General features: G+C 58.1%; 12 protein-coding genes. 5 read left to right on the top strand and 7 right to left on the bottom strand.

Features of this window, described 5'->3' with window-relative positions; all coding sequences use genetic code 11:
* Nucleotides 1-29 precede the first annotated feature (29 nt).
* On the top strand, nucleotides 30-344 hold the full coding sequence (locus ACA060_RS00060; protein ID WP_497314713.1) for a tetratricopeptide repeat protein: 315 nt from the start codon (nucleotides 30-32) through the stop codon (nucleotides 342-344).
* On the opposite strand, the gene ACA060_RS00055 is transcribed toward ACA060_RS00060, so the two are convergent.
* The 3 genes from ACA060_RS00055 to tag all read right to left on the bottom strand — a co-directional run bounded on the left by ACA060_RS00055 (nucleotide 345) and on the right by tag (nucleotide 2,142).
* A complete protein-coding gene (locus ACA060_RS00055) occupies nucleotides 345-584 on the bottom strand; it encodes a PilZ domain-containing protein (RefSeq protein ID WP_109627000.1) in 240 nt (79 codons plus the stop codon). It abuts the gene before it with no gap.
* Between the two features lie 72 nt (nucleotides 585-656).
* A complete protein-coding gene (locus ACA060_RS00050) occupies nucleotides 657-1,544 on the bottom strand; it encodes a lysophospholipid acyltransferase (protein WP_010465508.1) in 888 nt (295 codons plus the stop codon).
* Nucleotides 1,545-1,584: 40 nt separating this feature from the next.
* Nucleotides 1,585-2,142, bottom strand: coding sequence for a DNA-3-methyladenine glycosylase I (gene tag, locus ACA060_RS00045; protein ID WP_109626998.1), 558 nt, complete (start codon nucleotides 2,140-2,142; stop codon nucleotides 1,585-1,587).
* 81 nt (nucleotides 2,143-2,223) lie between these two features.
* On the opposite strand from tag, the gene glyQ reads away from it, so the two are divergent.
* From glyQ to ACA060_RS00025, 4 genes are all read left to right on the top strand, one after another.
* The gene (glyQ, locus tag ACA060_RS00040) at nucleotides 2,224-3,177 is read left to right on the top strand and encodes a glycine--tRNA ligase subunit alpha (protein ID WP_003213601.1); all 954 of its coding nucleotides are present in this window, start codon (nucleotides 2,224-2,226) and stop codon (nucleotides 3,175-3,177) included.
* Nucleotides 3,174-5,228: a glycine--tRNA ligase subunit beta gene (gene glyS / locus ACA060_RS00035; RefSeq protein WP_497314711.1), complete on the top strand. Its 2,055-nt coding sequence runs from the start codon at nucleotides 3,174-3,176 to the stop codon at nucleotides 5,226-5,228. Before glyQ ends, glyS begins: the two co-directional genes overlap by 4 nt.
* Before the next feature lie 4 nt (nucleotides 5,229-5,232).
* Nucleotides 5,233-5,772 (top strand): D-glycero-beta-D-manno-heptose 1,7-bisphosphate 7-phosphatase, encoded by a 540-nt coding sequence (gene gmhB, locus ACA060_RS00030; RefSeq protein WP_497318378.1) that lies wholly within the window; start codon nucleotides 5,233-5,235, stop codon nucleotides 5,770-5,772.
* Between the two features lie 81 nt (nucleotides 5,773-5,853).
* Entirely contained in the window at nucleotides 5,854-6,633 is a 780-nt protein-coding gene (locus ACA060_RS00025; RefSeq protein ID WP_497314709.1) for a lysophospholipid acyltransferase family protein, read from the top strand.
* A 268-nt stretch (nucleotides 6,634-6,901) separates the two neighbouring features.
* On the opposite strand, the gene gyrB is transcribed toward ACA060_RS00025, so the two are convergent.
* The 4 genes from gyrB to dnaA are packed head-to-tail and all read right to left on the bottom strand — an operon-like array spanning nucleotide 6,902 to nucleotide 13,118.
* Nucleotides 6,902-9,325, bottom strand: a complete 2,424-nt coding sequence (gene gyrB, locus ACA060_RS00020) for a DNA topoisomerase (ATP-hydrolyzing) subunit B (protein WP_131059042.1) — start codon at nucleotides 9,323-9,325, stop codon at nucleotides 6,902-6,904.
* A 5-nt stretch (nucleotides 9,326-9,330) separates the two neighbouring features.
* Nucleotides 9,331-10,434, bottom strand: coding sequence for a DNA replication/repair protein RecF (gene recF, locus ACA060_RS00015; RefSeq protein WP_008007898.1), 1,104 nt, complete (start codon nucleotides 10,432-10,434; stop codon nucleotides 9,331-9,333).
* A gap of 20 nt (nucleotides 10,435-10,454) precedes the next feature.
* Nucleotides 10,455-11,558: a DNA polymerase III subunit beta gene (dnaN, locus tag ACA060_RS00010; RefSeq protein ID WP_008155702.1), complete on the bottom strand. Its 1,104-nt coding sequence runs from the start codon at nucleotides 11,556-11,558 to the stop codon at nucleotides 10,455-10,457.
* Nucleotides 11,559-11,597: 39 nt separating this feature from the next.
* On the bottom strand, nucleotides 11,598-13,118 hold the full coding sequence (dnaA, locus tag ACA060_RS00005; RefSeq protein ID WP_109626987.1) for a chromosomal replication initiator protein DnaA: 1,521 nt from the start codon (nucleotides 13,116-13,118) through the stop codon (nucleotides 11,598-11,600).

Below are 13,118 nucleotides of genomic sequence, written 5' to 3'. Positions count from 1 at the left end.
CACTGAATAATCTAAACAAGGAATCCACCATGCTCGAATCCCTGGAAAAAATGCTCGCCAAGGGTGTGGATAACTCATTGCTGCGATTCGGCCTGGGCAAGGGTTATCTCGATATTGGGGAAAACGCCAAGGCCGCCGAGCATTTCCAGCGCTGCGTCGAGTTCGATCCAAAGTATTCGGCAGCCTGGAAGCTGTTAGGCAAGGCCCATCTGGCGCTGGCAGATTTCGCGGCTGCGCGTCAGGCGTGGGAGCAGGGCCTGGAAGCCGCCCGCGCCCATGGCGACAAGCAGGCAGAGAAGGAAATGACGGTGTTTCTGAAGAAGCTTGAGCGGCAGGCGCACTGATCAGAGATAGCGCAGGCCAATGCCATCGGCATCCACCAGCACCACTTCCATACGCACCCGTGGCGCACCTGTGGGTAAGTCCTGCACCTGTCCGTAAACCACCGCGCCTTCACGCAGCGACGACAAACCCGGATGCTTGACGTAGACGCCCGTGGCCGACAGGTTACGCGTCTGGCCAAGACATTCGCCGAAGCTATCGTGAGTGATCTTGATGCGAAACGATTTGCGGTGTTCGGACATCTTTTGCGCCCTTGTATGAACCGTTGTGGATAACCCTGGGTTCAAGGTTATCCACAGATCATGCCAATCAACTCAATACCAACGCTCTTCGCCCGGTGGACGCTTCTTGAAGCGCTTCATGCTCCACATGTATTGGCTCGGATACGCCCGCACATAACGCTCGACCACTTGGCTCATGGCCGCGCAGGACGTTTCTGTATCGGTGCTGTACATGGCCTCTGGCGCGGCTTCGAGGATCACTTTGTAACCGGAACCGTCCGGCAGCCGCAGCGCATGCAGGAACACGCCGACCGCTTTGCCGCCGGCGAGCATGTTCGGTACGAATTTGCTGGTCAGCGCCTGGGTGGCGAAGAACGGCACGAAGATCCCGGCGGATTCGGCCGGTTCCGGGTCAGCGGGAATGCCCACTGCACCACCTTTGCGCACTTCCTTGATAACGCTGAGGATGCCTTCCTTGGTGGAAGCGGCTACGCGGTTGCCTAATTGCACGCGCTGCTTGCGCAACAAATCATCCACAGCCTTCAGTTTTGGCGGTCGGTAGAAAATAATCGGTTTGCACTGATTGCAATAGAAGTGGTTCAACACTTCCCAATTGCCCAAGTGACTGGTGATGCCGACGACACCTTTGCCGGAGGCTAGGGCGTCTTTCAATACGTCGAGACCTTCGACTTCACGCACCAGATCGATCGAACGCTGAGCCGGCCAGATCCAGGCGCAAGCGCTTTCGGTCAGGGACTTGCCGATGTCTTTCAGGCTCTGGCCGACCAGACGCTCGCGTTCAGCCGGGTCCATTTCGGGGAAGCACTTGGCGAGGTTGATCCGAACCACATCGCGGGAACGGTTGGGTGTTTTCCACATGACCCAGCCAATGGCCGAACCCACGGCTTGCACTGCCCGCCACGGGAGCAGGGCAAACAGCCGCAGAGCGCCTACCAGCAAGGCGCCTTTAAACTTATCCACAGGTCACTCCTGATCTTGTGCTGTGCGCGAGGCGGCCATTCTAACCGCCGTTGGCGAGCTGAGCGTAGCGGTCGCAGTCTTGTGTGTGGTCCATGACCATGCCCGAGGCCTGCATCAGTGCGTAGCAAATGGTCGGACCGACGAACGTGAAGCCGGCCTTTTTCAGGCCTTTGCTCATCTCCACCGCGACCGGCGTAACCGCCGGCACCTCGGTGCGATCCTTGAAATGATTGATGACAGGCTTGCCGCCGACGAAGGACCAGAGGAATTCCACCGGATCCTCCAGCGCCAGCCAGGCCTGGGCGTTGCGACGGGCCGCATTGAGTTTGAGGCGATTGCGAATAATGCCCGGATCGAGCATCAATTCATCGATTTCCGCGTCGCTCATCTGCGCCACCCGCTGTACGTCGAAGCCGAACAACACCTCGCGATATCGCTCTCGTTTACGCAGCACGGTGATCCAGGAAAGGCCGGCCTGGAACCCTTCGAGCAAAAGCAACTCGAACAATCCCTGCGCATCGCGTAGCGGCGTGCCCCACTCCTGATCGTGATAAGCCATGTACAGCGGATCTTCGGAACACCAAAAGCAGCGTGGCATAAGGCTCCAGGGGGCGTGCGCAGGACCGAATCGGGTATACTCCCGCTCTTTAAATCGCAGCCCAAGAAACAGGTGAATTTCGTGAGCCAGCCTACGCCAGCCGTGCGTACCTTCCAAGACTTGATCCTCGCCCTCCAGCAATACTGGGCCGAGCAAGGTTGTGTGGTACTTCAGCCCTACGATATGGAAGTAGGCGCCGGCACTTTCCACACCGCTACATTCCTGCGCGCCATTGGCCCGGAAACTTGGAACGCCGCTTATGTGCAGCCCAGTCGTCGCCCGACTGACGGCCGCTACGGCGAAAACCCGAACCGTCTGCAGCACTACTACCAGTTCCAGGTAGTCCTGAAGCCGAACCCGGACAATTTCCAGGAACTGTACCTGGGCTCCCTCAAGCATGTCGGCCTGGACCCGCTGGTCCACGACATTCGCTTCGTCGAAGACAACTGGGAATCGCCGACACTGGGCGCCTGGGGTCTGGGCTGGGAAGTCTGGCTCAACGGCATGGAAGTGACGCAGTTCACTTACTTCCAGCAAGCGGGCGGCATCGAGTGCTACCCGGTGACCGGCGAGATCACTTACGGTCTCGAGCGTCTGGCCATGTACCTGCAAGGCGTGGACTCGGTCTACGACCTGGTCTGGGCTGACGGTCCGTTCGGCAAGGTGACCTACGGCGACGTGTTCCACCAGAACGAAGTGGAGCAGTCGACCTACAACTTCGAACACGCCAACGTCGAGAAGCTGTTCGAGCTGTTCGATTTCTACGAAAGCGAAGCCAAGCGCCTGATCGAGCTCGACCAGCCACTGCCGTTGCCAAGCTACGAAATGGTGTTGAAGGCCTCCCATACGTTCAACCTGCTGGATGCGCGCCGGGCGATTTCGGTGACTGCGCGTCAGCAATACATCCTGCGTGTGCGCACCCTGGCGCGTTCCGTTGCGCAAGCCTACCTGCTGGCCCGCGCCAAGCTGGGCTTCCCGATGGCGACCCCGGACCTGCGTGACGAAGTACTGGCCAAGCTGGAGGCTGCACAATGAGTGCTCAAGATTTTCTGGTTGAACTGGGCACCGAAGAACTGCCACCCAAAGCCCTGAACACTTTGGCCGACGCATTTCTGGCTGGTATCGACAAGGGCCTGCAAGCCGCTGGCCTGAACTACGAGACCAAAACCGTCTACGCCGCGCCACGTCGCCTGGCGGTACTGATCACCTCGTTGGCTACTCAGCAGCCGGATCGCAGCATCAACCTCGACGGCCCGCCACGTCAGGCCGCGTTCGATGCCGAAGGCAACCCGACTCAAGCGGCACTGGGTTTCGCCAAGAAGTGCGGCGTCGACCTGAGCGAAATCGATCAAAGCGGTCCGAAACTGCGTTACAGCCAAAGCATCGCCGGCAAGCCGACCGCGAGCCTGCTGCCGACCATCGTTGAAGACTCGCTGAACGACCTGCCGATCCCCAAGCGCATGCGCTGGGGTGCTCGCAAGGAAGAATTCGTTCGTCCGACCCAATGGCTGGTAATGCTGCTCGGTGACCAAGTCATCGATTGCACGATCCTCGCCCAGAAGTCCGGTCGTGATTCCCGTGGTCACCGCTTCCACCACCCGGAAAGCGTGCGTATCACTTCGCCGGCCAATTACCTGAGCGACCTGCGTGCCGCCTATGTACTGGCCGATGCCAACGAGCGTCGCGAGCTGATCAGCAAGCGCACCGAAGAACTGGCGACGATGCAGGAAGGTACTGCCATCGTTCCTCCAGCCTTGCTCGACGAAGTGACCGCGCTGGTTGAATGGCCGGTGCCGCTGGTGTGCTCGTTCGAGGAACGCTTCCTCGATGTGCCGCAAGAAGCGCTGATCACCACCATGCAGGACAACCAGAAGTACTTCTGCCTGCTGGATGCCGACGGCAAGTTGCTGCCACGTTTCATTACCGTGGCCAACATCGAAAGCAAAGACCCGCAGCAGATCATCGCCGGTAACGAGAAAGTGGTTCGCCCACGCCTGACCGACGCCGAGTTCTTCTTCAAGCAAGACAAGAAGCAGAAACTCGAAGACTTCAACCTGCGCCTGCAGAACGTGGTGTTCCAGGAAAAACTCGGCAGCGTCTACGACAAGGCCGAGCGCGTTTCCAAACTCGCCGCGTTCATCGCGCAACGCATTGGCGGCAACGCAGCCTGGGCTTCCCGTGCCGGCCTGCTGTCCAAGTGCGACTTGTCGACCGAAATGGTCGGTGAGTTCCCGGAGATGCAAGGCGTCGCCGGTTATTACTACGCCCTCAACGACGGCGAGCCGGAAGAAGTCGCACTGGCACTGAACGAGCAGTACATGCCGCGTGGTGCCGGTGCTGAACTGCCGACCACCCTGACCGGTGCGGCCGTGGCCATCGCCGACAAGCTCGACACCCTGGTCGGTATTTTCGGTATCGGCATGCTGCCAACCGGTAGCAAAGACCCGTATGCCCTGCGCCGTGCGGCACTCGGCGTATTGCGTATCCTGATCGACAAGAAGCTCGACCTCGACCTGAACGACGCCGTGGCATTCGCCGTGAATGCGTTCGGTGCCAAAGTGAAGGCTGCCGGCCTGAACGATTCGGTGCTGGAGTTCATCTTCGACCGTCTGCGTGCCCGTTACGAAGACGATGGCGTGGATGTCGGGACTTACCTGTCGGTTCGTGCCCTGAAGCCGGGTTCGGCGCTGGACTTCGATCAGCGTGTTCAAGCGGTAGAAGCGTTCCGCAAGTTGCCGGAAGCCGCTGCCCTGGCCGCGGTGAACAAGCGCGTTTCGAACTTGCTGAGCAAGGTCGAAGGCTCTGTTCCTTCGGTTGTGGAAGCCAAGTACTTCGACAACGCCAACGAGTTCTCCCTGTACTCGGCGATCCAGCAGGCTGACCAGGCTGTGCAGCCAATGGCCGCTGCGCGTCAGTACAGCGAATCGCTGGCACGCCTGGCTGCCTTGCGCGAGCCGGTGGATGCGTTCTTCGAAGCAGTAATGGTCAACGCTGAAGACGCCAAGGTCCGCGCCAACCGTTATGCATTGCTGGCGCGCCTGCGTGGGCTGTTCCTCGGCGTCGCCGACATTTCGATGCTGGGCTGAGGGACTGCTGTTGAAACTGCTGATTCTCGATCGGGACGGGGTGATCAATTACGACTCCGACGCTTACATCAAGTCGGTGGAGGAGTGGATTCCGCTCCCCGGTTCGATCGAAGCCATCGCGCAGTTGAGCAAGGCCGGCTGGACGGTGGCGGTGGCCACCAACCAGTCGGGAATCGCTCGCGGCTATTACGACATCGCCACCCTGGACGCCATGCACGAGCGCTTGCGCGAGCGGGTGGCGGAGCAGGGCGGTGAAGTCGGGCTGATCGTTTATTGCCCGCACGGGCCGGACGACGGCTGCGATTGCCGCAAGCCAAAACCTGGGATGTTGAAAACCATCGCCGCGTATTACAACGTATCGCTGACTAATCTATGGTTTGTCGGCGATTCCCTTGGTGACCTGGAAGCCGCAGAAGCCGTCGATTCTCAGCCAGTTTTGGTAAAGACCGGGAAAGGCGAAAAGACTCTGGGTAAAACCCTACCGGTAGGCACCTTGATTTTTGACGATCTGGCGGCGATTGCCGCAGAACTTATCCACAATTAGAGCGTTTCGAGATTCCTGACCAAGGATTGATCGGGATTGCGCTTTATATAGACGGGCAGAGCCCGCACGGTAAACGTCACCATGTCGATACTGCAGGCCATCAGAACGTTCCTCTTTTATCTGTTGCTGGGCACCAGCTCTTTGCTTTGGTGCAGCCTGAGCTTTTTTATCGCGCCGTTCCTGCCCTTCAAGGCACGCTATCGCTTCATCAACGTGTACTGGTGCCGTTGCGCCTTGTGGCTGAGCAAAGTGTTCCTGGGCATCAGCTACGAAGTGAAGGGCGCCGAGAACGTGCCTGACCAGCCTTGCGTGATTCAGTCGAACCACCAGAGCACTTGGGAAACATTCTTCCTTTCCGCCTACTTCGAGCCGTTGAGCCAGGTGCTCAAGCGCTCCTTGCTGTATGTGCCGTTCTTCGGCTGGGCCATGGCCATGCTGCGACCGATCGCCATCGACCGCGACAATCCGAAAGCCGCGCTCAAGCATGTGGCGAAGAAAGGTGATGAACTGCTGAAGGATGGCGTCTGGGTGCTGATCTTCCCCGAAGGGACTCGCGTTCCTTATGGCACCATCGGCAAGTTCTCACGCGGTGGCACCGCGTTGGCGGTCAACGCCGCGCTTCCAGTGCTGCCAATTGCGCACAATGCTGGCAAGTTCTGGCCGAAAACCGGTTGGGCGAAGAAGCAGGGCGTCATCACCGTGATCATCGGTGAGCCAATGTACGCCCTGGGCACTGGGCCACGCGCCATTGCCGATCTGAATGACCGGGTACAGAGCTGGAACGAGCAGATGCAACGGGAAATGGGTTCGCTGCCAGCAGCTCCGGCAGCCCCCTCTGCCAACGATCAAGTGACTGTCTGAGATTCTGTGGATAACCTGTGTACCGTTTTATCGAAAACTAACGTTTTATGATCGTATCTTTATGATTTATATGCATATTTCTTAAACTCATAAAACGTGGGAAATGGTGCATAAGTTTTTTTTGGGCGCAAAAAAACCGGCTGATATAGCCGGTTTTTTTATACCTGCGATTTGCGCTGTTTTTTTGTTTCTGCGATTATTTTTTAAAGATGAAAAAAGGCCAACGCTGAGCGTTGGCCTTTTTCGTTTGGCAGGGTCCGCTGCTGGATCAGAAGTCCAGGTTGGAAACCGCCAGGGCGTTGCTTTCGATGAAGTCACGACGAGGTTCGACCGCATCACCCATCAGGGTGTTGAAGATCTGGTCTGCGCCAATGGCGTCTTCGATGGTCACTTTGAGCATCCGGCGCTGGCTTGGGTCCATGGTGGTTTCCCACAGCTGATCCGGGTTCATTTCGCCCAGACCTTTGTATCGCTGGATGGTGTGACGCTTGGTGCTTTCAGCCATCAGCCATTCAAGGGCTTCCTTGAACTCGGTGACCGGCTTCTTGCGCTCGCCACGCTGGATGTACGCGCCGTCGTCCAACAAGGTGCTCAGTTGAGCGCCCAGGGATACAACGGTTTTGTAATCGTTGCTGCCGAAGAAGTCGCGGTTGAAGGTGACGTAGTTCGACAGGCCGTGGGAGATCAGCTCGACCTCTGGCAACCAGACGTTACGTTCACGGTCTTCACGCAGGCTGGCTTTGTAAACCAGGCCAGACTTTTCAACAGTGCGCAGGCGGACTTCGTACTGAGCCATCCAGGCCTGCATCGCTGCGTGATCGGACAATTGCTCCAGGCTGACAGCCGGCAGGTAGATGAAGTGCTCGGTCAGTTCCTGTGGGTACAGGCGCGACAGACGCTTGAGGGTTTTCATCACCAGACGGAAGTCATTCACCAGACGCTCAAGCGCTTCACCGGAGATACCCGGGGCTTCTTCGTTCAGGTGCAGGCTCGCATCTTCCAGGGCCGACTGCGTCATGTACTCTTCCATGGCGTCGTCGTCTTTGATGTATTGCTCTTGCTTGCCTTTCTTGACCTTGTACAGCGGCGGTTGCGCGATGTAGATGTAGCCGCGCTCGATCAGCTCCGGCAACTGACGGAAGAAGAAGGTCAGCAGCAGAGTACGAATGTGCGAACCGTCGACGTCAGCATCGGTCATGATGATGATGTTGTGATAGCGCAGCTTGTCGATGTTGTATTCGTCGCGGCCGATGCCGCAGCCCAGCGCGGTGATCAAAGTGCCCACTTCCTGGGAAGAGATCATCTTGTCGAAGCGCGCCTTCTCGACGTTCAGGATCTTGCCCTTGAGAGGCAGGATGGCCTGGGTCCGGCGATTACGTCCCTGCTTGGCGGAGCCGCCAGCAGAGTCACCTTCCACGAGGTACAGTTCGGACAGGGCAGGGTCTTTTTCCTGGCAGTCAGCCAGTTTGCCCGGCAGGCCGGCGATATCCAGCGCGCCTTTGCGTCGAGTCATCTCACGGGCTTTACGCGCCGCTTCACGAGCGCGGGCCGCGTCGATCATCTTGCCGACGACCAGTTTGGCTTCGTTTGGGTTTTCCAGCAGGAAGTCGGAGAAGTACTTGCCCATTTCCTGTTCGACCGCGGTCTTCACTTCGGAAGACACGAGCTTGTCTTTGGTCTGGGAGCTGAACTTCGGATCCGGCACTTTTACCGAAATGATCGCAGTCAGGCCTTCACGGGCATCGTCACCGGTGGTCGCGACTTTATGCTTCTTCGCCAGACCTTCTGCTTCGATGTAGGTGTTCAGGTTACGCGTCAGTGCGGAACGGAAACCCACCAGGTGAGTACCGCCGTCGCGCTGTGGAATGTTGTTGGTGAAGCACAACAGGTTCTCGTTGAAGCTGTCGTTCCACTGCAGGGCGATTTCCACGCCGATGCCGTCTTCACGCTGGATGTTGAAGTGGAACACCTGGTTGACCGGAGTCTTGTTGGTGTTCAGGTATTCAACGAATGCACGCAGGCCGCCTTCGTACTTGAACAGCTCTTCCTTGCCGCTGCGTTCATCCTTGAGGACGATACCGACACCGGAGTTGAGGAAGGACAGTTCACGAATCCGCTTGGCCAGGATGTCCCAGCTGAAGTGGATGTTCTTGAAGGTGAGGTCGGACGGTTTGAAGTGAATCTGGGTACCAGTGGTTTCGCTCTCGCCGACGATTTTCATCGGCTCTTTCGGAACACCGTGGATGTACGTCTGTTCCCAGATCTTGCCGCTGCGGCGCACCGTGAGAACAAGCTCTTCGGACAAGGCGTTGACCACCGAAACACCTACACCGTGCAGACCGCCGGATACTTTGTAGGAGTTGTCGTCGAACTTACCGCCGGCGTGCAGCACGGTCATGATGACCTCGGCTGCCGAAACGCCTTCTTCTTTGTGCACGTCTACCGGGATGCCACGGCCGTTGTCGCGAACGGTGATGGATTCATCCGGGTGGATAATGATGCTGATATCGTCGCAGTGGCCAGCGAGCGCTTCATCGATGGAGTTGTCGACTACCTCGAAGACCATGTGGTGCAGACCGCTACCATCGTCGGTGTCACCAATGTACATACCGGGACGTTTACGGACGGCATCCAGGCCTTTCAGCACCTTAATGCTCGTTGAGTCGTAGGTATTCGTATTTTCTTCGCTCAATGCCTTCACTCCCGATGGTCGTGGGTCTGGGTGATACGGCCCTGTTCCACGTGGAACAGAGCGACTGGCGTTTCCGTCTGCCAGCCTTCCCTCAATAATTCGTGATCTACACAGGTGATAAACACCTGGCAGCGTAAGTCTTCCAGCAAGCGGCAAAGCGCGCGACGGTGGTGCTCGTCCAGTTCAGACGGCAGGTCATCCACCAGATAAATACACTGGCCGCGTCGGGCCTGGCTCACTAGGTGCCCCTGGGCAATCCGCAATGCACAGACCACCAACTTCTGCTGACCACGGGACAAGATGTCCGCGGCGTTATGTGCGCCCAATCTAAGACGCAAATCAGCACGTTGTGGTCCGGCCTGGGTATGACCCATTTGCTGATCCCGCTGAAGGGACCCGGCGAGCACTGCACTCAACTCCCGGTCCTTGTCCCAACCGCGGTAATAGCTGAGCGTCAAACCCTCAAGCTCAACCAGTTCGCTCAGGGTCTGTTCAAAGACTGGTTTCAAGGCTTTGATGTAAGCGCGGCGGTATTCATCTATTTCAGCGCTGGCCTGGCACAGTTCCCTGTCCCAAACCGCTTGCGAAACGGCGTCAAGTGTACCATGCCGCAGCCAAGAGTTTCTCTGGCGCAGGGCCTTCTGCAAGCGCTGCCAAGTGGACATGAATCGCGGTTCCACGTGGAACACGCCCCAGTCGAGAAACTGTCTCCGAATCTTCGGCGCCCCCTCCAAAAGCCGGAAGCTGTCCGGGTTAATCAGCTGGAGTGGCAGAATCTCTGCCAGTTGCGCCGCACTACGGGCGTTCTGGCCGTCGATGCGGATCTGGAACTCCCCCTGACGGTCGCGAGATATCCCCAATGCGCTATGGCCACCCTCGGCCAATTCAACTTGCCCAAACACCGTGCACGCCAATTGCTCGTACTGAATGACGGGTAATAGACGGCTACTACGGAACGAACGGGCAAGCCCCAGCAGGTGAATGGCTTCCAGAACACTGGTTTTGCCGCTGCCGTTGGCGCCGTAAAGAATATTGATTCGGGGGGAGGGGGAGAAGGTCACCGGGTGCAAATTGCGCACCGCGGTGACCGAGACGCGACTTAAGGACATCTAGCTTCTGCTGGGCATGATTACAGACGCATCGGCATAACGACGTAGGCCGAGTCGTCGTTGTCGGACTCTTGCACCAGCGCACTGCTGTTGGAGTCGGACAGGATCAGGCGAACCTGCTCGGTGGTCATCACGCCCAGCACGTCGAGCAGATAGCTCACGTTGAAGCCGATTTCCAGATTGCCGCCGTTGTACTCAACGCCCACTTCTTCTTCAGCTTCTTCCTGCTCCGGGTTGTTTGCCTGGATCTTCAGCTGACCGTTGGCCAATTGCAGACGGATGCCGCGGTACTTCTCGTTGGACAGAATCGCGGTACGGCTGAAGGCTTCACGCAAGGCCTGGCGATCACCGAGCACCAGCTTGTCGCCGCCTTTCGGCAGAACCCGCTCGTAGTCAGGGAATTTGCCGTCAACCAGTTTCGAAGTGAAGGTGAACTCACCGGTAGTCGCACGGATGTGGTGTTGACCCAGCACGATGCTGACAATGCCGTCCGGCTCGGTCAGCAGACGCGCCAGTTCAAGGATACCCTTGCGCGGAACGATCACTTGGTGGCGATCCGGCTGACCGATATCGGCCTTCATCGAGCACATGGCCAGACGGTGACCGTCAGTGGCCACGGCGCGGATGATGCCTTCAGAAACTTCCAGCAACATGCCGTTCAGGTAATAACGCACGTCCTGTTGGGCCATGGCGAAGCTGGTGCGTTCGATCAGACGGCGCAGTTTGCTCTGCTCCAGGCTGCACGTCAGCGAGCCAGGGCCTTCTTCAACAGTCGGGAAATCGTTGGCTGGCAGGGTCGACAGGGTGAAGCGGCTACGGCCGGCCTTCACCACAAGCTTCTGCTCATCGACCTTTATGTCGATCAGCGCGTCGTTCGGCAAGCTCTTGCAGATGTCCATCAGCTTGCGCGCAGGCACAGTGATGGAACCCGGGTCCGCGGGCTCTTCGAGTTGCACACGACCGACCAGCTCGACTTCCAGGTCGGTACCGGTCAGCGACAATTGCTGGCCTTCGACAACCAGCAGCACGTTGGAGAGCACCGGCAAGGTCTGTCGGCGCTCGACGACGCCTGCGACCAGTTGCAGGGGTTTCAACAGGGCTTCGCGTTGAATGGTGAAATGCATGGTCTAGTCCCTTGCCTTAATAAGCTGCGCTGGTGTTCATCAAGTGGTCAGTGTACGCAGCAGGTTCTTGTAGTCCTCGCGGATGTCCGCGTCGGATTCCTTAAGTTCGTTGATCTTGCGGCAGGCGTGCAAAACGGTGGTGTGGTCACGGCCACCAAACACATCGCCGATTTCCGGCAGGCTGTGGTTAGTCAACTCTTTGGACAACGCCATTGCAACCTGACGCGGACGTGCGACCGAGCGTGAACGCCGCTTGGACAGCAGATCGGAGATCTTGATCTTGTAGTACTCGGCGACCGTGCGCTGAATGTTATCCACAGAGACCAGTTTGTCTTGCAGCGCCAACAGGTCTTTCAGGGATTCGCGAATCAACTCGATGGTGATGTCGCGGCCCATGAAGTGCGAGTGGGCGATCACGCGTTTGAGCGCGCCTTCCAGCTCACGGACGTTGGAGCGAATACGCTGGGCAATGAAGAACGCCGCATCGTGTGGCAGATCGACTTTGGCCTGATCGGCCTTTTTCATCAGGATCGCTACGCGGGTTTCCAGCTCCGGCGGCTCGACGGCAACCGTCAGGCCCCAGCCAAAGCGGGATTTCAGGCGTTCTTCAAGGCCTTCGATTTCTTTCGGGTAGCGGTCACTGGTAAGAATGACCTGCTGGCCACCTTCAAGCAGGGCGTTGAAGGTGTGGAAAAATTCTTCCTGGGATCGCTCTTTGCGGGCGAAGAACTGAATGTCATCGATCAGCAACGCATCCACCGAACGGTAGAAGCGCTTGAACTCGTTGATCGCGTTCAGCTGCAGGGCCTTGACCATGTCGGCCACGAACCGCTCCGAATGCAAGTAAACGACCTTGGCATTCGGGTTCTTCTTTAATAGGTGGTTACCCACAGCGTGCATCAAGTGGGTCTTACCCAGGCCGACGCCGCCATAAAGGAAGAGCGGGTTGTAACCGTGCTTCGGGTTATCCGCAACCTGCCAGGCAGCAGCTCGGGCCAGTTGGTTGGATTTACCCTCAACGAAGTTTTCGAAGGTGAAGGTCCGGTTCAGGTAACTGGTGTGCTTGAGCGCACCTTCAACCTGCACCGTGCGCTGCTCGGCGCGAACCGGTGCCTGTTGCGAACTGGCGCCGGCCATGGGGTCGAAGCTGTCGCGAGAAGGCTCTTCATTGACCTCGGCCATTTTTTGCGTCGCACGTTTGGTCGGTGCGCTCGTCGGTACTGGTGCCGGAGCGCTGACAGGCGCTTGAGCGGATTGAGCCTGGGAAGCAGCGGCGGCCAACGGTGCATTCGGTGCCGCACGCGGTGCCGAACTGCGTTTGCTGCCTATTAATAAGGAGAGCGCAGGCGCCATGCCATTGCCATGCTCATCCAGCAGTTCAAGGACGCGGCCCAGGTACTTTTCGTTGACCCAGTCGAGAACAAAACGATTCGGTGCGTAGACACGCAACTCGTCGCCTTCGGCTTCGACCTGTAGTGGACGGATCCAAGTGTTGAATTGTTGGGCAGGTAGCTCATCGCGCAAAAGCTCCACGCACTGCTGCCAAAGTTCCACTGACAC

This window comes from Pseudomonas sp. LBUM1671 (assembly GCF_059695685.1).
The sequence above is the reverse complement of the archived record's forward strand: the minus strand, read 5'-3'. Positions and strand labels throughout refer to the sequence as shown.

Coding starts and splice junctions, on each gene's coding strand:
- ACA060_RS00060 (WP_497314713.1), top strand. CDS start 30: ATGCTCGAATCCCTGGAAAAAATGCTCGCCAAGGGTGTGGATAACTCA.
- ACA060_RS00055 (WP_109627000.1), bottom strand. CDS start 584: ATGTCCGAACACCGCAAATCGTTTCGCATCAAGATCACTCACGATAGC.
- tag (WP_109626998.1), bottom strand. CDS start 2,142: ATGCCACGCTGCTTTTGGTGTTCCGAAGATCCGCTGTACATGGCTTAT.
- glyS (WP_497314711.1), top strand. CDS start 3,174: ATGAGTGCTCAAGATTTTCTGGTTGAACTGGGCACCGAAGAACTGCCA.
- ACA060_RS00025 (WP_497314709.1), top strand. CDS start 5,854: ATGTCGATACTGCAGGCCATCAGAACGTTCCTCTTTTATCTGTTGCTG.
- recF (WP_008007898.1), bottom strand. CDS start 10,434: ATGTCCTTAAGTCGCGTCTCGGTCACCGCGGTGCGCAATTTGCACCCG.
- dnaN (WP_008155702.1), bottom strand. CDS start 11,558: ATGCATTTCACCATTCAACGCGAAGCCCTGTTGAAACCCCTGCAACTG.